This window comes from Bradyrhizobium lablabi (assembly GCF_018131005.1).
Lineage (GTDB): Bacteria > Pseudomonadota > Alphaproteobacteria > Rhizobiales > Xanthobacteraceae > Bradyrhizobium > Bradyrhizobium lablabi_D.
Map to the genome: position 1 here is coordinate 86,370 of NZ_JAFCJK010000001.1, position 22,631 is coordinate 109,000.

Consider the following 22,631-nt stretch of genomic DNA (forward strand, 5'->3'; position numbering starts at 1 on the left):
ATTTAGATAAGGCCGGTTCCACCGGGCGACAAGCACAATGGACGTCAGACCAGATCACATCATCGAGGCGCGGTCTCCGGGACGACGTCGTCTCGAGAAACTAGGGCCCCGGCTCAGTGCGACCGGATCGAGGAGGCTTGCGCGTCGAGATAGCAGGGCTTGTACAGCGCCTGGAGCTGCTTGCCGCGCAGGAAAATCATGCGCGGGGTCAGCCCGCCACGCGACGCGATCCATCTGCGTACCGCCGGCGGGTACATAGAGTACAGCATCTGGGTCGCTTCGGGATTTGTCACGGCGCGACCGTTTGCGCCGAAATCCCAGGCGGCGTGGAAGCCAAGATTGGCATGCGAGGTGACGCAGATCCGACTGTGGGGAACCGCACCGAGCACGATGGTGCAGGCCGAGGCGCATAGGCCGTCGATGATCACCGTTTCGCCGGATGTGCGAAGGTCTTGATATCTATCGACGTAGGTACCGATTCGTCCACCCCGATCTCCGGCAATCCGGACCACTGCGTGCGACGTCCCCACCCCCGCCAGCAGAACAACTCCCGCCAGCAACCACGTCATCAACTTCATTAGTCAGCCCCAGTCGAAACCGAATCTGTTTGTCTTGTGATGCGAGATGGGCGTGAGCGTGTTGCGAAACTGAAGTTTTGTCCAGACGAGCCAGTCACATCAAAACAGATTCAAATTGGGTGTTGCGCGCGGGCTGCAATCATCGGTCGCAAGGTCCCAAACTGGAACAGCCGGCCGAGTCGGCTTGATGCAAGGCCGCCACAGGAAAGCGCCGATTAGCGTTGACCGGGCGCGCCGGCGCGGTTTTCAATCACGGCGGGGCTGGGGAGGATCGATATGGCGGACGATGCAGATGCGATTGTGGTTGGTGGCGGATTGGCCGGACTTGTCGCCGCAACTGAGATCGCCGACGCCGGCAAACGCGTCATCGTGGTCGATCAGGAGGCCGAACAAAGCCTCGGCGGCCAGGCATTCTGGTCGTTCGGCGGATTGTTTCTGGTTGATTCGCCGGAGCAGCGCCGCCTTGGCATCAGGGATTGCTTCGAACTTGCGCTGCAGGACTGGATGGGCACCGCGGGCTTCGACCGCGACGAGGATCATTGGCCGCGCAAATGGGCCGAGGCCTATGTCGCCTTCGCCGCGGGCGAGAAACGCGATTGGCTGCGCGCGATGGGCCATCGCATCTTCCCGGTCGTCGGCTGGGCCGAACGCGGTGGCTACGACGCGATGGGTCACGGTAATTCGGTGCCGCGCTTTCATGTGACTTGGGGCACCGGCCCCGGGATCGTCGAACCGTTCGAGCGGCGCGCGCGCGAGGCTGCAAAGAGCGGGCGCCTGGTCTTCAAGTTCCGCCATCGCGTCGATTCTCTCAGCATCACCAACGGCACGGTCGACGGCGTCAGCGGCGCGATCCTCGAACCGACCGACATCGCGCGCGGCAAGAGCTCCTCGCGCGAGGTGATCGGCGGATTCAATCTTCGCGCGCAGGCCGTGATCGTCGCCTCCGGCGGCATTGGCGGTAATCATGACCTGGTACGGCAGAACTGGCCGAAGCGGCTCGGCGGGCCGCCAAAATTCATGATTTCAGGTGTGCCGGAGCACGTGGACGGCCGGATGATCGGCATCACCGAGGCGGCCGGCGCGCGGCTGATCAACCGCGATCGGATGTGGCACTACGTCGAGGGCATTCAGAACTGGAACCCGATCTGGCCTCGCCACGGCATCCGTATTTTGCCGGGGCCGTCATCGCTGTGGTTCGACGCAACGGGCAAGCGTCTGCCCGCGCCGCTGTTCCCCGGCTCCGACACGCTCGGGCAACTCCAATACATTATGAAATCAGGCCATGACTATTCCTGGTTCATTCTGACACAGAGCATCATCAAGAAGGAATTCGCGCTGTCGGGCTCGGAACAGAACCCGGACCTGACGGGCAAGAGCTGGCGCATGACGGTCAAGCGCGCCACCAACAAGGGCGCACCGGCACCGGTGGAAGCCTTCAAGCAGCACGGCGCCGACTTCATCGTGCGCGACAATCTTGCCGACCTCGTCGAGGCCATGAACAAGCTTGCCGGCAGCGACCACCTGAAGCTCGATGACATCAAGGCGCAGATTGAGGCGCGTGACCGTGAAATCACCAACCCCTACGTCAAGGACGCGCAGGTAATGAATCTGCACAATGCGCGCCGCTATATCGGCGACAGGCTGATCCGCACCGCCAAGCCGCACCGCATCCTCGATCCCGAGCACGGACCGCTGATCGCCGTCAAACTCAACATCCTGACACGCAAGACGCTTGGCGGCTTCGAGACCGATCTCGACTCCCGCGTGTTCGGCCAAGATCACCGGATCATTCGCGGCCTCTACGCGGCGGGCGAAGCCGCGGGCTTCGGCGGCGGCGGCGTGCACGGCTATCGCTCGCTGGAGGGCACATTCCTCGGCGGGTGCCTGTTCTCAGGCCGCAGCGCGGGCCGCGCAGTCGCGAAGACGGTAGGATAAGCGGGGCGATGTTCGCGAAATCGGGACGCAACGCCGACGATAATGCTCTGGTTGCAAACTGCGCGGTAGCGATGGCGGGCCCGGCAAGGTAGAGAGTGCCCGCCATTCATGTGGAGACCCCAATGAGCATTCAACGTTTCGAAACCGGCCCGCGCATGAGCCAGGTCGTCGTGCACGGCAACACCGTCTATCTCGCCGGCGTGGTTGCAGGCAAGGCCGCCGGCGGCAGTGTCAGCGACCAGACCAAGGACATCCTGTCGATCATCGACGGCCATCTGGCGAAGGCCGGCACCGACAAGTCGAAGCTCCTCAGCGCAAACATCTACATCACCGACATGAAGACATTCCCCGAGATGAACGCGGTGTGGGACGCCTGGGTCTCGCCCGGCAACACGCCGGCGCGAGCCACCGTCGAGGCCAAGCTGGCGGCGCCACAATACAACGTCGAGATCATGGTGGTCGCGGCGAAGTAAGTTGCCTCGCGGCCGAGAGCGGCGCTCGGATGCCCCGGGGAACCAATGTGACCCGGGGCATTTTTTGTCCGTATCTTACGCACTGATCCTGGCGTCCAGACTGTCAATGTCGGACTGAAGCCAACGGGCGATGCGGCTCCATGACTGGCGCAAGGTATTGCGCCCCATGAACAGGCCAAGGTGATCGCACGGTTCGGCGGCCCGTTGCAGCCGCGCCGGCGGCGTGCCCAACAGCGGCGCCGTCGCAAGGGCCTGATCGCACGGAACGATGACGTCTCTCTCTCCCGCCAGCACAAAGAGCGGCACCGTCACCGCGCCAAGGTCAATCGTACGGCCAAGCGCGACGAAGCGCCCCTCAGCGATCCGGTTTTCGCGGAAGATCCAGTCGGTCACCTCGAGATAGTAGGTCCCCGGCAGGTCGAGCGTTTCGCTATCCCATTGTTCGAAGCGGGCGAGCAATGATTTGGCTCGCTCGGACCCGTCGCCGAGATCCGTTTGCAGCGCAGCTTCCACGTCGTGCAGGCTGAAGGGAATGCTCCAGATCCGGAGCATATGCTTGCCGCTTACGATGCCGTCGCCCTGGAGCACCAGTTGTTCGAACGCTGGCCTGGGAAGCGCCCTCACCATGTTCGAGATTTGCGACGGCAGGGACACGTCGACCGGGCTGCCCGCGAGCACGAGCCGCCGCACCTTGTCGGGAAAGCGTGCCGCATAGAGGATCGACAGCCACCCGCCCTGGCACAACCCAACCAGATCGACCGGCACGCCAATCCCGTCGATCGCCACATTGAGATCTGCTAGATAATTGTCGATCGACAGGTACCGCATGTCAGGTGCGGCCGAGCGCCAATCGGTGACGTAAATGCGGTTCACGCCACCTCTTTGCAGTGCCTCGACCAAGCTGTGATCCGGCGCGAAATCCGCGATCAGTGCACCGTGCAGCGCATAGGGGACGCAGATGACGAGCGGCTGCTCGCCCGGTCCCCGCGAAAAATCCCGCAAACGCATCGACGGAAGTTGCAGCGCAATCGTATTCGGCGTGGTCCAGGCGAGCGGCGCCGGATCGGGCATGGGAGATGGTGCCGCCGGCCCACGATCGGCGAACCAATGCGAATAGGCATCCAGCGCCAACCTCGTGGCTTGCAACGGCCACAACCAGACCTGTTGCGCCCACTCGGCGCCCACATCTTTTTCCGGTGGCTTTGAGTTTTCGCTCAAGCTCATTCACCGTTTAATCGTGGCCACAATGGTCATGCTGGGATGAGTTTGAATCTCTGACCCCGACCGAACCAACTAATTGGGGATCATGCTTCTACGCCAAATCTGGTCCGGACCCCAGCCTGATCAATATTGACGCTCTCGCGGTTGGCGGGACAGCGCGGTCGCACCATTTGATCTACGCCGCACGCGCGGCGTTCCGCTCCGCCTCGACCTTCCGCGCGAACAGCCAGCGGAAATATGTCAGCGGCGCATCCGCTCCGATCGCGAGCAGTTGGTAGTTCGGATCGTCGTCGAGTACCCGCTGCTGCGCCTCGATGATGTCCTTGTCCTCGTTAAACCCCTCCTCGAGGGAGTGCCGCAGCGACAGCGCGATGTTCGGGTTGTCGATGTCGAAATCGTGCAGATAGTTCCAGAAGAAATGGGTGGTCGAGCGCGTCTCCGGCGTCATGAACTGCGCGTTGCGGTATTGCCGCGTGCCGGGGACCTGAACGCCCTTCTCGACGCCCTGACCAGCGGGCGCGAAGGTGGTGTCGAGCGTGAAGATGCCGGGAATGATCATGCGGCCGATGTTGCGGCGATCGATCTTGTCCGACTTGTTCGGGATCACTTTCTTGTGGTAGGGCGGCGGCTCGGCCCCCATGTGCCAGCGCTCGACGCGAAAGCCGTCGTCGAGTTTTTCGATCGCGACCGGCTTGGTCTTGTAGGCGTACTCCTCGGAGCCGCCGAGTGTGTTGGTGTGCACGAAGGCCAGGTGGGCGAAGTCGCTTAGATTGTCCACGATCAAGAGCCAGTTGGCCTTGTAGTGCATATAGCCCGGCAGTCCCCGCCATTTCGGATCGGCAAGCGGCGGATAGTCGAGGATCAGATTCGGATCTGCCTTTTCGGGATCGCCGGTCCAGATGAAGATCAGATTATAGCGCTCGACCACGGGATAGCTCCGCACGCCGAGCTTCGCGGGAATGACCTCCTGGCCGGGAATCTGGATGCATTTGCCGTCGGCGGCGAACTTCATGCCGTGGTACATGCAACGGATATCGTCGCCTTCGACGCGGCCCATCGACAGCGGCGCTGCGCGATGGCAGCAGCGGTCGTCGAGCGCAACCACCTTCCCGCTCGACCCTCGATAGAGAACGATCGGCCGCTCCAGAATGGTGCGCGCCAGTTTCTTGCCGTCGATCAGTTCGTGATTCCACGCGGCAACGTACCAGGTGTTGCGCAGAAAGATTCCGTCGTCATCAGCCATGTCACTCTCCCGATGCGATATGCAGCGAGGTTAGGTGAACCCCGTCGGATGGATAATCCAATTTGTCTGGACACACTGTGCCGCCGGATGGACAATCCCTGCCATGGAATGGCGCGATTGGGAGCTGTTTTGCGAGGTTGTCGAGCATGGCGGCTTCAGCGCCGCCGCGCGGGTGCTCGGGCATCCTAAATCGAGCCTCAGTGCTGCAGTGCAGCGACTGGAAGGCAATCTCGGCCTGCGGCTGATCGAGCGCACCACGCGACATCTGCGGCTGACCGATGCCGGTGAGACCATCTATCGCAAGGTGCGCCCGCTGTTTGTCGCGCTGCATGAAATGCACAGCGAGGCGGTGGCGATGAGCAGCGCGGTCGCCGGCACGCTGCGCATCAAGGCTCCTTATGAATTCGGCGCGCATCACGCCGGGCCCGTCGCTTGCGAAGTGATGAGCCGCCATCCGGAGCTGGTGATCCGGATCGATGTCGAGCATGAGATCGTCAGCCCGGTCGCCGAGAATTATGACATCGTGTTCGCGATGCTGGAGGCGCCGCTGCCGTCGGCCGGGATCGTGATCCGCCGTGTATTCAGCCTCGAGCGCGGCCTGTTCGCGGCACCTGCGCTGCTCGAAAGGTTCGGCGAGCCGCGCACGCTGGAAGAGCTACGGAGGCTACCGCTCCTGACCGGGCCTAGCGACATGCCATGGGCGATCACCGCGCCCGGAGGGGCGGTGGAGCAGCTCGCGGTCGATCGCGCGCGCCTCACGAGCTCGAATGCACATGTCCGCCTGCAGGCGGCGCTTGCCGGCCATGGCGTGCTGCGGGTGACAGCGAGCTACACCCGCGCCGCAGTGGAGGCCGGCCAATTGCGGCGGCTGCTGCCGGATCATGCCTGCGAGCCGCTGAATGTGCACGCGCTGCTGCCGGCGCGGCAGTTCGTCCCGGCCAAGGTGCGTTGCTTCCTTGACGCGCTGGAAACTCATGCGCACGGTGATCTCGAGGCCTATATCAAGCCGTAGGCTTTGATCTCGCGGCAGAATTTTTCTTGGACTGCAGTCCTTTTTTCGGGAACCTGCGGGCCCCCGGCTGCATCCTATGTCGGCAAGCTTTCGAGCGATGAGAGGCATCCCGCCATGCGCCAGGCCGAAGTCAAAACCGTCACGCCCGCCGGCACCGGCGATGCCGAACTGGTGCAACGCGCGCTCGGCCGCGACGAGGCCGCGGTGCGCGCCATCATGCAAGCCAACAATCGCCGGCTGTTCCGGCTGGCGCGCGGCATCCTGCGCAATGACGGCGAGGCCGAGGACGTGGTGCAGGACGCCTATGTCCGCGCCTTTACCCATCTTGACCAGTTCCGCGGCGACTCCAGCCTGTCCACCTGGCTGTCACGGATCGCCATTAACGAGGCGTTGGGGCGGATGCGCAGCAAGCCGCCCAGCGTGGAATGGTCCGAGGTGCCGCAGGGTGCGCTCGAAGCCCAAATCATCCAGTTCCCCCTGTCGTCAGCGGATCCGGAAAAATCCATGGCCCAGCGCGAAATCCAGCACGTCGTCGAGCATGCGATCGACGAACTGCCCGAGGCGTTCCGCCTCGTCTTCATCACCCGCGTGATCGAGGGCATGAACGTCGAGGAAACGGCCGAGATCCTTGGCCTGAGGCCCGAGACCGTGAAGACCCGTTTGCACCGCGCCAGGAGCATGCTGCGGGACAATGTCGAGCGGAAGATCGGTCCCGTCGTCATGGACGCGTTTCCCTTCGCCGGCAAACGCTGCGAGCGGCTAACCGAAGCCGTGCTGAAGCGGCTCGGATACGCCGCGTAGATTCGCTTCAATTCTTGGGAACCTCCGCGCGCCAGCGCCATCCAACGCCTGTGCAATCAACCACGCGCCGGCCTCACGCCCGGCGCCACAGGAGTCAAACCATGTTCGTTCGATTGAGCATTGCGGTCGCCGCGCTGAGCCTTCTGAGCAGCGCCGCGCTCGCACAGGGCGCAAAGCTCACCGACCCGCAGATCGCGCACATCGCCTATACGGCCGGCGTGATCGACATCAATGCCGCCAAGCAGGCAGACTCGAAAGCCTCCAACAAGGAGATCAAGGCGTTCGCCAAGGACATGGAGCGCGACCATGAGGCCGTGAACAAGCAGGCGCTCGACCTCGTCAAGAAGCTGAAAGTCACGCCCGAAGACAACGACACCAGCAAGGCGCTGTCGAAGCAGGCCACCGACAAGCTCGCCGAGCTCGCCAAGCTGAAGGGCGCCGATTACGACAAGGCCTACATCGCCAACGAAGTCGCCTACCACAAGGCCGTCAACAGCGCGCTGGAGACGCAACTGATCCCCTCGGCCAGCAATCCCGAGCTCAAGGGCCTGCTGCAGACCGGCCTGAAGATCTTCCAGGGGCACCAGCAGCACGCCGAACATGTCGCGGCCAGTCTGAAGTAAAGGGGCTCGTCATGCGGCTGGGACATCATCTCGCAATGTTTGTTTTGCTCACGCCCGGCGCGATGGCCGTCCCGGCGCATGCGGCGACGATTCAGATCGTGATGGAGAATTTGGTGGTCTCGCCAGCCGAGGCATCGGCCAAGGTCGGCGACACCATCGAATGGGTCAACAAGGATATCCTGGCCCACACCGCCACGGCGAAGAATGGCGACTTCGACGTGGCGATCGCGCCGAAGACAACAGTGACCTCGGTGCTGCAGAAGGCAGGGACGGTCGAGTATTACTGCCGCTATCATCCCAACATGAAGGCGGTGTTGACGATCGCGCCGTAGCGCGCGACATGACGTCAGAGGTAATCGCCTCGCGTGAGCGAACCTTCGATAGTGCGGAGCCGAACAATCCGGCGCCATCGAAGGAGAGCCCATGACCGATCACGCAACCATTGCCCGCCGCTATATCGACCTCTGGAACGAGCGGACGGCGAGCCGCCGCCGTGAGATGCTGAGCGAGAACTGGACCGCGGACGCGCGCTACGTCGACCCCCTGATGAGCGGCGACGGCCACGACGGCGTCGACGCACTGATATCAGGCGTGCAGCAGAAGTTTCCCGACTTCAGGTTCAAACTGATCGGCGAGCCCAACGGCTTCGGTGATCATGTCCGCTTCTCGTGGGGGCTGGGCCCCGATGGCGTCGACAGCCCGATCAAGGGCACCGACTTCGCGGTGCTGAAGGAAGGCCGCATCCGCAGCATCACCGGCTTCCTGGACCAGGTGCCGCAGGGGGCGTAACGGCGAGGGGAGTGCCGGCGCTTCCGCACCGGCACTCCGGCGAGCGGGCGTCCTGCACCGTCGGGACAGACAGTGGACAGACAGGGGGAGCCGGCTGGCTTATGCTGCCCGGGACAAGGGGGGCAGGCCGTGAGCACCGCGCCGCATTTTGACATCGACGTATCGGCCTTCTGGCGGGATCCCTACCCGACCTTCGCGCGCCTGCGGAAGGAGGCACCGATCGCGTTCGTGCCGCAGCTCGGCAGCACGCTCTTGTGCAGCCGAGACGACATCTTCGTCTCGGAGAAGCAGGTCGACGTGTTCTCGTCGCACCAGCCCGAGGGGCTGATGAACAAGTTGATGGGCCACAACATGATGCGCAAGGACGGCGATGCGCACATGAACGAGCGCAAGGCGATCTTCCCGGCGATCTCGCCAAGGACCGTGAAGTCGCACTGGACGGCGCAGTTCGAGGCTCATGCCGGGCGCATCCTCGACGCGCTGGAGCCGGACGGCGTCGTCGATTTCGTGCAGGCCTTCGCGCTGCCGTTCTCGGCGGAATGCCTGAAGCTGATCACCGGCCTCACCAACATGCGCTTTCAGGACATGAATGCATGGTCGCAGGGCATGATCGACGGTATCGCCAATTATGCCGGCGATCCCGCGGTGGAAGCCCGCTGCCATGCAGCGACGTCGGGCATCGATGCCGCGATTGACGACATGGTGCCGGTCCTGAGCAAGAGGCCCGGCCTCAGCCTGCTCGGCGTGATGCTGCAATCGGACATGCCGATGGAGAGCGTACGCGCCAACATCAAGCTTGCCATCTCGGGTGGACAGAACGAACCCCGCGACGCGATCGCGGGCACCGTGTGGGCGCTGCTGACCCATCCCGACCAGCTCGAACTGCTGCGACGCGGCGACATCCCGTGGCTGCAGGCGTTCGAGGAATATGCCCGCTGGATCTCGCCGATCGGCATGTCACCGCGGCGGATCGCCAAGCCATGGATGATCCGAGACATCGCGTTCGAGACCAACGAGCGGGTGTTCCTGATGTTCGGCTCGGCGAACCGCGACGAGAAGCACTTTGACAATCCGGAAGAGTTCGACGCGCGCCGCGATACCAGCAAGAGCATCGCGTTCGGCGCCGGTCCGCATTTCTGCGCCGGCGCCTGGGCCTCTCGCGCCATGATAGCCGACGTCGCGCTGCCCGCGATCTTCGACAGGCTGAAGAATCTGCGTCTGATCGAGGACAGGCCACCACGGATCGGCGGCTGGGCATTCCGCGGGCTATTGGATCTGCCGGTGACGTGGGACGCGTAAACTTCCTCACCGTCCCCAGCGCAGCACGAGCGGATCGAGCATCCGCGCTATCTCGATCAACCCCGCGCGGGTGGCCGGATGCAGCGGCTGCAGCGGGTGACGCACCGTGTCCGATTTGATGACGCCGCCCTCGCGCATCAGCACCTTGCAGGCATGCAGCCCGCATTGGCGGTTCTCGTAGTTGATCAGCGGCAGCCAGCGCGCATAGGCCTGCATGGCCTCGTCGCGCTTCCCTGCGAAGAACGGATCCATGATCTGGCGGATGCCGTCAGGATAGCCGCCGCCGGTCATCGCACCGGTGGCGCCGGCGTCGAGATCGGCCATCAGCGTGATCGCCTCCTCGCCGTCCCACGGTCCCTCGATCGCGTTGCCGCCCTTCTCGATCAGGCTGCGCAGCTTGCTTGCCGCCATCGGCACCTCGATCTTGAAGTAGCTGATATTGGCGAATTCTTTCGCCATTCGCGCCAACAGATCGACCGAGAGCGGCGTGCCCGAGACCGGCGCGTCCTGGATCATCACGGGAATGCCTATCGCATCGGAGACCACGCGGTAGAATTCGTAGACGCTTGCCTCGGGCACGCGGAAGGTGGCGCCATGATAGGGCGGCATCACCATGACCATGGCGGCGCCGGCGGACTCCGCCTGGCGGCTGCGTGCCGCGCAGACGGAAGAGGAGAAATGCGTGGTCGTGACGATGACGGGAATGCGGCCCGCGACGTGCGCCAGCACTGCGTGCATCACGGCTTCGCGCTCGGCATCGGTCAGCACGAACTGCTCGGAAAAATTGGCGAGGATGCAGATGCCGTGCGAGCCGGCATCGATCATGAAGTCGACGCAGCGCCGTTGTCCGTCGAGATCGAGATTGCCGTTGGCATCGAAGATGGTGGGCGCCACGGGGAAGACGCCGCGATAGGGACGGTTTGCCGGAAATGTCATGCCAGGACCTCGCTCACAACGGACTATATCTTGCGGAACGGCAACGGCGGCCCGTCGAGCTTGCGCAGGCCCGGCTCGCGCCGCTCCAGCCACCAGCCATATTGCTTGGGCCAGGAGGTGAAAACCTCGCCGCCCTCGGCGCGAAGTGCAAGTTCGGCATGCAGTGGCCAGTTCGGATCGAACAGCGCCTCGCGTCCGATCGCGATCAGATCGGCCTGGCCGTTCGTCAAAACATCTTCCGCCTGTTGCGGATGCAGGATCAGGCCAACCGCGATGGTCGCGATCTCGGCGGAAGTGCGGATTTCGGCGGCATAGGGCACCTGGAAACCGTAGCCTCGCGGAATCCGCGCCGCGGTCGCCGAACCGAGCAGGCCGCCCGAGGAGCAGTCGATCAAGTCGGCGCCACGCGCCTTGGCTTCGCGCGCAAACGCGATCTGGTCGTCGAGAAGCAAGCCGCCTTCGACCCCGTCGACCGAGGAGATCCGCACCGACAGCGGCCGCTCGGCGGGCCACACCGCGCGCACCGTTTCAATGATCTCGAGCGGATAGCGCATGCGCCCGTCGCGATCGCCGCCATAGGCGTCGCTGCGGCGGTTCGACAGCGGCGAGAGGAATTCATGCAGGAGATAGCCGTGCGCGCAGTGCACTTCGAGAAACTCGAATCCGGCATCGACGGCGCGCAAGGTGGCGCGGCGCCATTGCTGGCGCAGATCGGCAAGCTCGGCCAATTCGAGCGCGTGCGGCATCAGCCAGCCCTCGTCCATCGGGACCGCGCTCGGCGCCACCGTTCGCCACGGCAGATCGCCGCGAGCGCGGTCGGCGTCATCGAGCGCGGCATTGCCGTACCAGGGGCGCTGCATGCTGGCCTTGCGGCCGGCATGCGCGAGCTGAATCGACGGCACCGCGCCGTTCTCCTTCAGAAACGCGGCGATGCGCTTCAGCGGCGCGATCTGACCGTCGTTCCAGATTCCGACATCGCCATGGGTGATGCGCCCTTCCGCGGTGACGGCCGCGGCCTCGACCATCACGAGCCCGGCGCCGCCTTGCGCGAATTTGCCGAGATGCACCAGATGCCAGTCATTGGCGACGCCGTCGATCGCCGAATATTGGCACATCGGCGAAATCAGGATGCGGTTCTTGGAGGATACGCCGCGAAGCGTAATCGGCTGGAACAGAATCGGCTGCGACATCGGAACCCTGCAATTTGTGACCCGGCCGGCGAGGATGACGCGGGCCCGCGAAGCTATAGCGTTTTCGAGCGAAGTGGCCAGCGGTTCGCGTGAAGAAAACGCGTCAAAAGCCGCTGCTGCTACACGCGGCCAACGAATTCGGCGATGGAGCGCCCGAATTCTGCGGTGCCCAGCCGTCCGCCCAGGTCGCGCGTTGCGTGTCCCGCCTCAATCGCCGTGGACAGCGCCGCTTCGATCCCGCGCGCGGCCTCGACGGCGCGGGGTTCGCCCTTGCGGGCGCCGTGCCAGTCGAGCAACTGCGCGGCGGAGAGGATCAGGGACGCCGGATTGGCGATGTCCTGGCCGGCGATATCGGGCGCCGACCCATGGGCCGCCTGGGCCATGGCGTGCTCTTGACCGGCATTGAGGGAGCCACCGAGCCCGAGGCTACCCGACAATTCGGCCGTCAGATCCGACAAGATGTCCCCGAACATGTTGGTGGTCACGATGACGTCGAAGCGGGCAGGATGACGCACCACGTGTGCCATCATGGCATCGACCAAAACGTCGTCGACATGCAGCCCGGGATATTGCGTCGCGGCTTCCCGGCAGATGTCGAGAAACATCCCGTCCGCGATCTTGAGCACGTTGGCCTTGTGGACCACTGTGAGATGGTTGCGTCGCCGTGCAGCGAGCGCGCAGGCGGCGTGGGCGACGCGTTCGCAGCACAGGCGCGTGATCCGCCGCAGGGAAATCGCCACATCCGGCGTGACCAGCATCTCGCCGGCGCCTTGCGCGAGGTTGCGGTCAGCGTAAAAGCCTTCGGTGTTCTCGCGGACCACAATCAGGTCGAATGCGCCGACCGGCGCCTTCAGCCCCTTGTAGGTCCGCGCCGGCCTGACGTTCGCGAACAGATCGAGCGACTTGCGGAAGAACTTCGAGGGATTGATCTGCCCTTTCGACTCATCCTTGAAATCGAAGGTCGCGGTCGGCCCGAGGATGAAACCATCGGCGCGGCGCACCCGATCCAACAGCTCCGGCCGTACCGTCGTACCATGCTTGGCGAGGCTCACATGGCCGACATCGTGCTGGTCAATCTCGAGGACGAGACCGTAGCGGTCGGCCGCGGCATCGAGCACCGCCAGGGTGGCGGTGGTGATTTCGGGGCCGATACCGTCTCCGGGCAGAACGATGAGTTTCATGATGTGCTCGTAAGTTACAAAAAGGGAACGACACGGACGCGTGCCGCTTCGGCACGAAGCATTTCGCGGCCGCCGGGTGAAATCACAAGACCGTCGCGGCGGCGGCGTTGCTCCGCCATCTGCTCTTCAGGTTCACCCGGCATCAGGATCTCGTCATGACCTTCGGCGCGCGGCAGCGCTGCGGCGCCAGCGACCAGCTCACCATGCGAAGCACGATGCCGGTGTGGCTTGTCTCATCGCGGCCCATCAGCCGGCAGTATTGGACGTCTCGGTCTGGCCGACAGCATGGCTAGGAGCCGCCAGGGGAAGTGTCATACAAATGGAAGTGCCCTTTCCAGGAGCCGAGACGAGCGTGATCCGGCCGCCCAACTGTCCGGTCACAAGATTATGGACGATATGGAGGCCCAGCCCAGTGCTGCCTTTCGCCCTTCGCGTGGTGAAGAATGGATCGAACACATGACGCTGAATTTCCTCCGGAATGCCACGTCCGTCGTCGGAGAAAATGATCTCGACCTCGGCGACGCCGAGACGAACTGCCTCGATCAGCATGTTTCCATCAGGCGCGTCGGCAAAGCCGTGGGTCGCGGCATTGAAGATCAAGTTGGTCAGGACCTGTCCGTAAGCGCCGGGATAGCTGTCCAGGATGACGTCGGATGGTATGTCGACCGCCAAATGGCCGCGCGGCTTGGGAAGGCCCGGCATCACGCTGGCTACAATCTGCTCCGTCGCGACTCTCAAATCAAACTTGCGGCGCTCAACGTTGCTGCGATCGACAGCGACCTGTTTAAACGCTTGAATCAACTCTCCGGCGCGTTCGAGATTCGACACTAATTGATTGGCGGCGTCGCGGTTATCGTCGGTGAACTCCGCGAGCAGGGAACGGCGCACGGGGCCCGAGAGGATTTGATGTCCGAACCTGGCGCACCGCTGCGCGAGCGTCGAAGCAATCGTCAGGCTGATGCCGATAGGACTGTTCAGTTCGTGGGCGACACCCGCGACGAGGCGTCCGAGCGCGGCGAGTCGCTCAGTCTCGATGAGATAGCGCTGGGTTTCGCTTGCGCGGAGCGCCGCTTCGGCGACCCTCCTCTTGTCTCGCAGTTCGGCAAACAGGGCGGCCAACAGTAATGAGCCGATGGTCACAAGCAGGATGCTCACCTGCGCGGCTAGAACGCGCTCCTCTAACGAAAGAGCCGGATTGCCAAAATAGCCAATGCCAAAGGTAGTCGTCCAAACGATTGAAAGACTGACAATGAATGCCGCCGCGGCGGCGAAGACTGGCCGGCATCGCGCTGCGAGCCACAACATCGGGGCGAACAAGACCGCGACCGGACCAACATTCGCCAGCAGGTCCGACCGGAGGAAAATGGCAAGGGCACTCACGAGTGCAAGCGCGGCGACTGTCAGAGCGCCCTCGAGGAGCTCGTTCAGCGGTGGCCGGTCGCGTGCCGCCGAAGCTAGCTCGATCACCAATGGCGCGACCGCAATAATTCCCAGTCCATCGGATGCGAACCAGTGCTCCCAAGTCGTCCACATCGGCGTTGCCGAGTTGTGGAAAAATCTGAACACGATCGCGCCGCCAATGCCGGACGTGGCGGTCCCTATGATGGCCGCAGCGACCAATCCCGCCATGTTGAGCAGCTTGCTCAACGTGAAATCAGGACCATAGAAACGTTCGATGAGCCATGCCGTGAGCACCGCTTCGCCGGCATTGCACAGGCCAAACAGAACGGCCCCCCAGATATTTCGATCGCCAAGCAGATTCGCCAATATGGTGGCAGCCACCGTGCCGAAAATGACCGGCCATCGCGCATGGAAGCCGAGAGCAATGAGGACGCCGGCCGACACGCCTGCGGCAGGCCAGAAGACCGCTACGCCCTCTGGCTTAGTCAGCAGCGCAAGGCTCAGCCGCGCCGCTACAAAATAGATGGAGCCGATCGCGAAAGTAAGCGCGATCGCGTGCACCAGCCGCGTGAGACCGAGGCCGGTCAACCTCTCCTGCTTGCCCCTTGTTCGTGGGTTCTGAAGCACCAGGCGAACCTTGCCCCATCGCCATGCAAGCCGAGCCTTCGCGGTCTACTCCCGCAATAGGCGCGAGGTCTGCCCCATGGTGGACTGCACCGAAGAATGCCGACTTTAGTCCGAACCGAGCCCAGACCTCAAGTAGCTCCGTTGTTGAGCGGACCAGGCCAATTGTCGATCCCAACACCGCGCAACCCGCGCTCCCCTCACCTTCCCTGCGCCGGCGCGCCCGGGTTTACCTCCCGCATTCCGCATTGATCGCCTGAATGACCTTGGGCATCCATGCTTTGTATCCGGCCGGACTAGGGTGCACATCGTTCGGAAGAAAGTCACTGAAAGCTGCATCGACATAGCGCACTCCGGCAGAGTCGGCCGCGACGCGCGTCAGTTCGTTCACGTTGCCAAATTTGGTCGCTGAGACAGCTAGCACGGGCTGCGGCTTGAGGGTTGAAAGAAGTCGAGAGTAATCTGCAACAATTGTGGGCGAGCTGGCATCATTCGTCCCAGCGAGAACAACGAACAGCGACACATCGTGTCCGATCAACAAGCGTTTGGCGGTTCTGTCCAGTTCTGAAATAGTGGCACCGCCAATTCCGGCGTTGACTACAGCATGACCGCAGAGTCTGTCTGGGAAGCGTGCCATCTCGGCTATGCTGTCGCCTACGATGACAACAGGCCTATCCGAGGCGTTCATCTCCGTTCCAATGATGAAATTCCGAACGTCCGCATGGTCGTGATAAGCGTGCCTCGTCACCTCGCCAAAACGCTTTCTCATTCGCTGAAGTTCAGAGAACGACGCGACAAATCCAATCAGGCAAACCAAAGAAATAGCCCACGGCAGTACCCGAACGATTCCCTTCATCCACGCTCCACAAGGCCGCGAATTAGCGCCTCAAGACCCCTTCTGGGGCATGATCCGGAAAAGTGTGTAGCGGTTTTCCCTCGCGACAAACGCGTAGCGTTGCGCGGAGATCATGCTCAAACAAGTACCCAAAGCGCGATGACGATTCAGCCTAAGTATTCTCATCGCGCTTTAGTTAGTTAGTTGATCACAGGCCGCCGTTTCCGCCAAACAATCCATCCTGTAAGACAGGAGCATCCATAAGATGCTCTCTGATCTCAACGATGCCCTTGTCAGGACCAGAAGGCTAGGCTGGAGAGATCGTTCCGTCTGCTCCGCGCATCGATATCGGAAGGGAGGTCGACGAGTTCAAGGAGACAAAAGGATAGCTCGCGCGTTAGCATTTGGCGTTCCGGGAGGTCGGTGGCGGTTATTGACGGCTTGCAAGCGGAGAAGACATGCGGGTTGTGATTTGCGGCGGGGGCGTAATTGGCGCTTGCACCGCCTATTTCCTCAGCCGACGCGGCGTCGAGGTAATTGTGGTTGACGGCACCGAGGTGGCGGCCGCCGCCTCCGGCAAGGCTGGCGGCTTCCTGGCACTCGACTGGTGTGCCGGCACGCCGCTTGACGCGCTGGCCCGACGCAGCTTTCAGCTGCACGCCGCGTTGCCGAAGGAAATTGCCGACGACTGGGGTTATCGTCCCATGACCGCTTACAGCGGCTTCGTTGTGTCCCGGCATGATCCGCGCCGCCACAAACCATCGGAGCTTGATTGGCTGTCCGACGGCGTGGTCATTGCAGGGCAGCTTGGCACCACCGAAACGACGGCCATTGTTCATCCGCGCAAGTTTACCTTCGCGATGATGCGTGCCGCCCAAGCGCATGGCGCCGAACAGCGCCGCGGACGCGTCACAGGTGTGGTGAGCCACGATGAAACCGTGCGGTTCGTCAAAGTTGACGACGACGTCATCGAAGCGGATGCCATCGTGGTCGCGATGGGCCCCTGGTCGCTGCTGGCGGCCGAATGGATGAGCTTGCCGGCAGTATTTGGGCAGCGCAGTCCGAGCCTCATCTACGATACCGGCACGGACGTTCCCCCGCACGCGCTATTTCTGGACTATCACGATGAGACCGGCGAGGTCGTGAGCGTCGAGGTGTTTCCGCGCGCGGACGGCAGCACCCACATCACGGCCCTGTCCGACATAGTCCCACTACCGATCGACCCCGCCGCGGTAAAGCCGGAATCAGAGGCAATCGACCGCCTGCAAGCAATCGCCGAACGGTTGTCGCCGGTTTTCCGCGCAGGAAGAATCGTGGCGCGGCAAGCCTGTTTCCGTCCGGTCACACAGGACGGCTTGCCGCTGATTGGCAAGGTCCCTCGCAGCGAGGGCATCTATATCGCGACCGGGCACAACGTCTGGGGTATCCTCAACTCACCCGCGACCGGGGAAGCGATGGCCGAATTGATCGCTGACGGCGCGGCACACACTCTTAATCTGGCGCCGTTCGACCCGATGAGGCTGCCCGCGCTCGACCCCTCGATGCTGCGGACCAGTTGAACCGATCGCAGATGTCACCTGATCGCTGCTTGCGATCGAGCGCCTGACGGGCGATGGCTGACTTACGCGCGCTCTTTGCGGAGATATCTGATTTGGAGCGGGCGAAGGGAATCGAACCCTCGTATGCAGCTTGGGAAGCTGCCGTTCTGCCATTGAACTACGCCCGCCTGACTGAGATGAATACCTGAGACTGGGCCGTCCGCCAAGTCGTCTCCGCCCTTAACGGGACGGGCGGATCCCAGGTGCGCGCGTTCACGATGGTGTTATGATCCTATCCGAAGTTGCGACGACTGCGATCTTGCGGGCGTGCCGCTGGGCTGTTCTCGATCGAGGGCGCCAATGCGGCCATCAGCAAGACGCTGTTCGACGTGCTGCTATCGGTTGCGCCGCCCGGGGCGCAGCCCTAAATTTCCTGCATGAACCGCACCACGCTGTTGCAGCGCGACCGCATATCGGTGACCGAGTTTCGCTGCAGCGCGGAGCCCGGCGACAAGCCGTTTGCGGAGCAATTCGCCTGCCATTCGGTGTCCTATGTGCGCAAGGGCAGCTTCGGCTGCCATTGCCGCGGCCGTTTCCACGAGCTGGTGGCGGGGTCGACCCTGGTCGGCCATCCCGGTGACGAATACACCTGCACGCACGACCACGTGGTCGGCGACGAGTGCCTGTCGTTCTTCCTCGATCCGGAGCTGGTGGAGACGATCGGTGACCGCGTGGCGGTCTGGCAAGTTGGCTCGGTGCCGCCGCTGCCGGAACTGATGGTGCTGGGCGAGCTTGCGCAAACGGCAGCAGTTGGCAGCAGCGATGTCGGCCTCGACGAGGTCGGACATCTGTTCGCCAGCCGCTTTGTCGAGGTTGTGTCCGACCGCAAGGCAAGAGCCCTGACCGCCACGCTGCGGGATCGTCGCCGCGCGGTGGAGGCCGCGTTGTGGATAGAAGCCAATTCGCACCGCGACATCGACCTTGACGATGCCGCCGACCAGGCTGGCCTCAGTTCGTTCCATTTCCTGAGGCTGTTCTCCGCTGTGCTCGGCGTGACCCCGCATCAATATCTGGTCCGCTCGCGGCTGCGCCATGCGGCGCGGCGGCTCGCCGATGACGACAGCCCGATCACCGACATCGCCTATGATGTCGGGTTCAACGATCTCTCGAACTTCGTGCGCAGCTTCCACCGCGCCGCCGGCGCCTCGCCGCGCAAGTTCCGCCAGGCGTCGCGGGGTGACCGCAAGATTTTCCAAGAACGCCTTGCCGCGCACTAGCTAGGGTTTCTCCAGCCCGCGCGTCACCGACGCGCTGATCACCCGGAGACTCCTCATGTATGACCACATCGGACTGCGCGTCGCCGACCTCGACGCCAGCGTGCGTTTCTATACCGCCGCACTGGCGCCGCTCGGCTTTGTCCTCTGCTCACGCGACGACAACGGCGCGGGCTTCGGCCCGAAGGGCGAGCCCGCGCTCTGGCTGCACCTGCACAATGGCACGACCCCTGCCGGCGCCCATATCGCCTTCCGCGCGCCGAGCCACGACGCAATCAAGACATTCCACACCGAAGGCATGAAGGCCGGCGGCAAGGACAACGGCGCGGCGGGCCACCGCAAGGATTACAGCCCGACCTATTATGCCGCGTTCCTGATCGACCCGGACGGCAACAATGTCGAGGCGGTGTCCACGTAGGTGCGGCACACGTTCCACCGTCACTACGAGCAAAGCAAAGCAATGCATCTTTCCACTTGTTGAGGCGTGGATCGCTTCTTCGCTTCGCTCCTCGCAGTGACGATTTTTTACGTGCATGAACAAGGATCCGATCCCATGGCTTCCATTCACAAGAATATCCCTATCGATGCGCCGGCCGATCACGTCTGGGACGCGCTGCGCGATTTCGGCGCGCTGCATACGCGGCTGGTGCCGGGCTTCGTCACTGACACCCAACTCGAGGGCGACGTGCGCATCGTCACCTTTGCCAACGGCACCGTGGCGCGCGAGACGCTGGTCGATAGCGACGACCAGCGGCAGCGGCTGGTTTACGCGATCACGAGCGAGCGGCTGAAGCAGCATTCGGCGTCGGCGCAGGTGTTCGCCGAGGTTGACGGCCGCTGCCGCATCGTATGGATCGCCGACGTGCTGCCGCACGAGATCGCGCCCTATATGGACGCGCAAATGGACCTCGGCGCAGCCGCCATGCAGACCGCGCTGGCGCGATCGGCGAAGGCGAAGAGCGCAGCGTAACCCGTGCGCGAGAGGTTCAGGACAGCGCCGGCCGCACCTTGGCGAGCGGCGCTGGCTTGCCCCACCGCGTCAGCACTACACTGAGCCAGGAGAGCGTACCGAGCACGCCCATCGAGGCGGCGGCAAGCACGAAGAAATTCTGTGCGGTCGCCTCCTGCGTCGAGAGCCACCAGCCGCATGTCGCGATGAAGATCAGCCGCGCGGTCTGGGCCAGTACCGGACCCAACACCTTCGCCGCGCCTTGCGAGGAAAAGTACATCGACATTGCAAGGCCGATGAACGCATACATCGGCGCGGCAGTGGAAAGATACTGATGGCTGGTGGTCCGCACGGCGGGATCATCGGTGAAAATGTTGACCCAGAGGTCGGGGAAAACGGCGATGAAGCTGCCCATCACGCCGACCGAGAGAAACGACACCGTGCCCGCTGTCCATGCGATCCGCCTTGCGCGCGCGGTCCGCCCCGCGCCCATGGCCATGCCGATCATCGGCACCGAGGCGATGCCGACCGCGAAGGCAACCGAGGTCAGCATGAATTCGAGCCGGGCGCCGATGCCATAGCCCGCGAGAACCGCGGTGCCGAACTGCGCCAGCATGTGGGTGAAGATCGAGATCGTCAGCACCGATTGCAGCGGCGAGAAACAGGAGACCGCGCCGACCTTGAGGATGTCGATGAACATCGCCCATTGCACGCGCAGGCCCTTGATCTTCGGGATGACGCGGGCGCGGCCGGAGAAAAGGTACCAGCCCATGACCACGATGCTGATCGAATAGGCGATCAGCGAGCCCGCGGCGACGCCGCGCATGCCGAATTGCGGCACCGGGCCGAGGCCGAGCCCAAGCGTGCCGCCGAGGATGATCTGCCAGACCGCCGACGACAGGATCATGGTCGACGGCAGTTTCATGTTTCCAGTGCCGCGCAGGATGCCGGCCATGGTGTTCATCAGCCAGGGCAGGATCGCACCACCGAAGAAGATCTGCGAATAGGCGACCGCTAGCTCGAGCACTTTGCCGCGGCCACCAAGCAGTTCGAGCAGGCGCGGCCCGAAGATCAGCATGCCCAGCATGAATATCAGGCCGAAGGTCAGCCCGATCAGCAACGCATGCGCCGCGAGCGTCGAGGCGCGATCGATCTCGCCGGCGCCAAGCGCGCGTGCGATCGACGATGCAACGCCGCCGCCCATCGCGCCGCCCGACATCGTCATGGTGAGGATCACGCAGGGAAACACCAGCGCCATCGCGGCGAGCGCCTCGACTCCAAGGCGGCCGATATAGGAGGTCTCCGCGATCACCACGCAGGTGCCGGCCGACAGCGCGATCACGTTCGGCCAGGCGAGCCAGAGCAGCGTGCGCAGGATCGGCCCGTCCAGCAGCGCATTGCGCGCCGGCCTGGTCACCGGCGGCGGCAGCGGGCGTTCTTCCTTGTCGACAGGTATTTCGGCGAGGCCGAGATCGGACATTTCAACTCCCCGCGCGCAGTCTGGGAGCCGCGCCACGTGTGTTTCCCTACCATGGCGGGGATCAATTCCACGTGCGCGTGACGCAGAGGGGGCCTGCGCGATTGCAGGCGAGCCACAGGCGCCGGTGTGACGATGCTCACTCGTATCGTTCCGGCCGCGAATTCTTTACGTCTCGGGTCTTCGCGCCCGTGCTAGCCGACCGACCAGACAAGCGGTGCGCTGCCATTTGGCTTCAAATGCACCGGAATATGTCTTCCGCAGCCGGCCGCGAGCCCCTCGAACAGGCCCGTCAGCACGCTGGCGCATGCCGGGTGATAGTCGGCGACGTCGGCCATCAGCTTCCAGTTCTGCTGGCGAAGCTCGAATTGACCCTCGGATTCGCTGATCTCGGCCGCATCATCCTGCGACTGGAAGAGCGCATTCAGGAAGCTGGCAAACTCCTTCGCGCCGCCACGGCCTGCGCCGAGAGCTGCTGCGACCTCGTCGAAATACTGCATGCCAACCAACTTGCCGGTGAGATGCAGGAGATAGCTGGCATCCTCCGGGCCGAACAATTGCACGATCACGGGGGCCGCGGTCTTCACATATTCCATCGCATAGTTGCGATAGGCCTTCTCCAGCCGCGGCTTCGGCCAGCTCTCGACCGGCAACGCCGGCGCGGTCTTGGGATCGAACAGCGGCGCCTCAAGATGACGCGCGAACACGAGGCGCTGCTCGAGCTCGAGCGGATGATCATATTCGCAGTAATAACCTTCGAGCCCGTCCTGCCCGTCGACGCTCTGCTTGGTGCAGACGAAGCCAAGCCGGAGGTCACCGAGCGCGACACCGTTATTGGCGTGCCACCCGCGCAGCATCGCGCGCGAGACCTCGCCGGGCACGCCGCAGATCGCAGTGCCCTTCCAGATCCAGCGCGGCGGCGGATAGCGGATCCATGCCTTGCGGTCGTTCTCGTACATGTATTCGACATGCACGCCGCCGATCCAGTTGGAGAGATAGTGATACTGCGCGGCCGCGACCGGCGGCGGCAGATGGTCGAGGCCGAGCTTCTTCAGGCCGGGGAGGAAGCGCTCCTGCTGCTGACGGCGAAACACGCGAAACACGAACTCGGCGGCATCGGCCGCGCCGCGCCGTGTCACCACGGCGAGAATGAGACCTGTGAAGAAGGCATGATAGAGATCGGCGACTGCGCGCCAGCGTCGCCATTGCGCCTCCTGGGCGTTTTGCTCACCGGTCATATCGCCACCTTTCG

22 protein-coding genes and 1 tRNA gene are annotated in these 22,631 nt (G+C 63.4%); 12 read left to right on the forward strand and 11 right to left on the reverse strand.

Annotation, left to right across the window (positions count from 1 at the left end):
• Positions 1 to 113 precede the first annotated feature (113 nt).
• Positions 114 to 578 carry a hypothetical protein gene (locus tag JQ553_RS00400; RefSeq protein ID WP_212497911.1) on the reverse strand — a complete coding sequence of 155 codons (465 nt, stop codon included), beginning with the start codon at positions 576 to 578 and terminating at the stop codon, positions 114 to 116.
• A gap of 276 nt (positions 579 to 854) precedes the next feature.
• On the opposite strand from JQ553_RS00400, the gene JQ553_RS00405 reads away from it, so the two are divergent.
• Both JQ553_RS00405 and JQ553_RS00410 read left to right on the forward strand, forming a co-directional pair.
• Complete coding sequence (locus tag JQ553_RS00405) at positions 855 to 2,513, forward strand: FAD-binding dehydrogenase (protein WP_212497912.1); 1,659 nt, start codon at positions 855 to 857, stop codon at positions 2,511 to 2,513.
• Positions 2,514 to 2,635: 122 nt separating this feature from the next.
• Positions 2,636 to 2,986 (forward strand): RidA family protein, encoded by a 351-nt coding sequence (locus JQ553_RS00410; protein WP_212497913.1) that lies wholly within the window; start codon positions 2,636 to 2,638, stop codon positions 2,984 to 2,986.
• 75 nt (positions 2,987 to 3,061) lie between these two features.
• Here the strand turns inward: JQ553_RS00410 and JQ553_RS00415 are convergent, their stop codons facing one another.
• Both JQ553_RS00415 and JQ553_RS00420 read right to left on the reverse strand, forming a co-directional pair.
• Positions 3,062 to 4,057, reverse strand: a complete 996-nt coding sequence (locus tag JQ553_RS00415; RefSeq protein ID WP_249143928.1) for an alpha/beta fold hydrolase — start codon at positions 4,055 to 4,057, stop codon at positions 3,062 to 3,064.
• Positions 4,058 to 4,382: 325 nt separating this feature from the next.
• Positions 4,383 to 5,450, reverse strand: a complete 1,068-nt coding sequence (locus tag JQ553_RS00420; RefSeq protein ID WP_212497915.1) for an aromatic ring-hydroxylating dioxygenase subunit alpha — start codon at positions 5,448 to 5,450, stop codon at positions 4,383 to 4,385.
• 103 nt (positions 5,451 to 5,553) lie between these two features.
• Between JQ553_RS00420 and JQ553_RS00425 the strand changes: the two genes are divergently transcribed.
• The 6 genes from JQ553_RS00425 to JQ553_RS00450 all read left to right on the forward strand — a co-directional run bounded on the left by JQ553_RS00425 (position 5,554) and on the right by JQ553_RS00450 (position 9,974).
• Positions 5,554 to 6,462 (forward strand): LysR family transcriptional regulator, encoded by a 909-nt coding sequence (locus JQ553_RS00425; RefSeq protein ID WP_212497916.1) that lies wholly within the window; start codon positions 5,554 to 5,556, stop codon positions 6,460 to 6,462.
• Between the two features lie 114 nt (positions 6,463 to 6,576).
• Positions 6,577 to 7,263, forward strand: a complete 687-nt coding sequence (locus tag JQ553_RS00430) for an RNA polymerase sigma factor (RefSeq protein ID WP_212497917.1) — start codon at positions 6,577 to 6,579, stop codon at positions 7,261 to 7,263.
• A 101-nt stretch (positions 7,264 to 7,364) separates the two neighbouring features.
• The gene (locus JQ553_RS00435) at positions 7,365 to 7,886 is read left to right on the forward strand and encodes a DUF4142 domain-containing protein (RefSeq protein ID WP_212497918.1); all 522 of its coding nucleotides are present in this window, start codon (positions 7,365 to 7,367) and stop codon (positions 7,884 to 7,886) included.
• A 35-nt stretch (positions 7,887 to 7,921) separates the two neighbouring features.
• A complete protein-coding gene (locus tag JQ553_RS00440; protein WP_249143871.1) occupies positions 7,922 to 8,218 on the forward strand; it encodes a cupredoxin domain-containing protein in 297 nt (98 codons plus the stop codon).
• Positions 8,219 to 8,309: 91 nt separating this feature from the next.
• Complete coding sequence (locus tag JQ553_RS00445) at positions 8,310 to 8,675, forward strand: nuclear transport factor 2 family protein (protein ID WP_212497920.1); 366 nt, start codon at positions 8,310 to 8,312, stop codon at positions 8,673 to 8,675.
• Between the two features lie 129 nt (positions 8,676 to 8,804).
• On the forward strand, positions 8,805 to 9,974 hold the full coding sequence (locus JQ553_RS00450) for a cytochrome P450 (protein WP_212497921.1): 1,170 nt from the start codon (positions 8,805 to 8,807) through the stop codon (positions 9,972 to 9,974).
• Positions 9,975 to 9,980: 6 nt separating this feature from the next.
• On the opposite strand, the gene JQ553_RS00455 is transcribed toward JQ553_RS00450, so the two are convergent.
• From JQ553_RS00455 to JQ553_RS00475, 5 genes are all read right to left on the reverse strand, one after another.
• Positions 9,981 to 10,910 carry a dihydrodipicolinate synthase family protein gene (locus tag JQ553_RS00455; RefSeq protein ID WP_212497922.1) on the reverse strand — a complete coding sequence of 310 codons (930 nt, stop codon included), beginning with the start codon at positions 10,908 to 10,910 and terminating at the stop codon, positions 9,981 to 9,983.
• A 23-nt stretch (positions 10,911 to 10,933) separates the two neighbouring features.
• A complete protein-coding gene (locus tag JQ553_RS00460) occupies positions 10,934 to 12,100 on the reverse strand; it encodes an NADH:flavin oxidoreductase/NADH oxidase (RefSeq protein ID WP_212497923.1) in 1,167 nt (388 codons plus the stop codon).
• Between the two features lie 119 nt (positions 12,101 to 12,219).
• Complete coding sequence (locus JQ553_RS00465) at positions 12,220 to 13,281, reverse strand: isocitrate/isopropylmalate dehydrogenase family protein (RefSeq protein ID WP_212497924.1); 1,062 nt, start codon at positions 13,279 to 13,281, stop codon at positions 12,220 to 12,222.
• A gap of 246 nt (positions 13,282 to 13,527) precedes the next feature.
• The gene (locus tag JQ553_RS00470) at positions 13,528 to 15,270 is read right to left on the reverse strand and encodes an ATP-binding protein (RefSeq protein WP_212497925.1); all 1,743 of its coding nucleotides are present in this window, start codon (positions 15,268 to 15,270) and stop codon (positions 13,528 to 13,530) included.
• Positions 15,271 to 15,535: 265 nt separating this feature from the next.
• Positions 15,536 to 16,162 (reverse strand): GDSL-type esterase/lipase family protein, encoded by a 627-nt coding sequence (locus tag JQ553_RS00475; RefSeq protein WP_212497926.1) that lies wholly within the window; start codon positions 16,160 to 16,162, stop codon positions 15,536 to 15,538.
• A gap of 437 nt (positions 16,163 to 16,599) precedes the next feature.
• Here JQ553_RS00475 and JQ553_RS00480 point away from each other — a divergent pair, with 437 nt between their 5' ends.
• A complete protein-coding gene (locus tag JQ553_RS00480; protein WP_212497927.1) occupies positions 16,600 to 17,700 on the forward strand; it encodes an FAD-binding oxidoreductase in 1,101 nt (366 codons plus the stop codon).
• A 93-nt stretch (positions 17,701 to 17,793) separates the two neighbouring features.
• On the opposite strand, the gene JQ553_RS00485 is transcribed toward JQ553_RS00480, so the two are convergent.
• A tRNA-Gly gene (locus JQ553_RS00485) sits at positions 17,794 to 17,867 on the reverse strand.
• Positions 17,868 to 18,116: 249 nt separating this feature from the next.
• Between JQ553_RS00485 and JQ553_RS00490 the strand changes: the two genes are divergently transcribed.
• The 3 genes from JQ553_RS00490 to JQ553_RS00500 all read left to right on the forward strand — a co-directional run bounded on the left by JQ553_RS00490 (position 18,117) and on the right by JQ553_RS00500 (position 19,923).
• Positions 18,117 to 18,956, forward strand: coding sequence for an AraC family transcriptional regulator (locus tag JQ553_RS00490; RefSeq protein WP_212497928.1), 840 nt, complete (start codon positions 18,117 to 18,119; stop codon positions 18,954 to 18,956).
• A 55-nt stretch (positions 18,957 to 19,011) separates the two neighbouring features.
• Positions 19,012 to 19,371 (forward strand): VOC family protein, encoded by a 360-nt coding sequence (locus JQ553_RS00495; protein ID WP_212497929.1) that lies wholly within the window; start codon positions 19,012 to 19,014, stop codon positions 19,369 to 19,371.
• Positions 19,372 to 19,506: 135 nt separating this feature from the next.
• Positions 19,507 to 19,923 carry an SRPBCC family protein gene (locus JQ553_RS00500; RefSeq protein WP_212497930.1) on the forward strand — a complete coding sequence of 139 codons (417 nt, stop codon included), beginning with the start codon at positions 19,507 to 19,509 and terminating at the stop codon, positions 19,921 to 19,923.
• Positions 19,924 to 19,939: 16 nt separating this feature from the next.
• Here JQ553_RS00500 and JQ553_RS00505 read toward each other — a convergent pair whose 3' ends face one another.
• Positions 19,940 to 21,382: an MATE family efflux transporter gene (locus JQ553_RS00505; protein ID WP_212497931.1), complete on the reverse strand. Its 1,443-nt coding sequence runs from the start codon at positions 21,380 to 21,382 to the stop codon at positions 19,940 to 19,942.
• Positions 21,383 to 21,573: 191 nt separating this feature from the next.
• Positions 21,574 to 22,617 carry a hypothetical protein gene (locus tag JQ553_RS00510; protein ID WP_212497932.1) on the reverse strand — a complete coding sequence of 348 codons (1,044 nt, stop codon included), beginning with the start codon at positions 22,615 to 22,617 and terminating at the stop codon, positions 21,574 to 21,576.
• Positions 22,618 to 22,631: the final 14 nt, after the last annotated feature.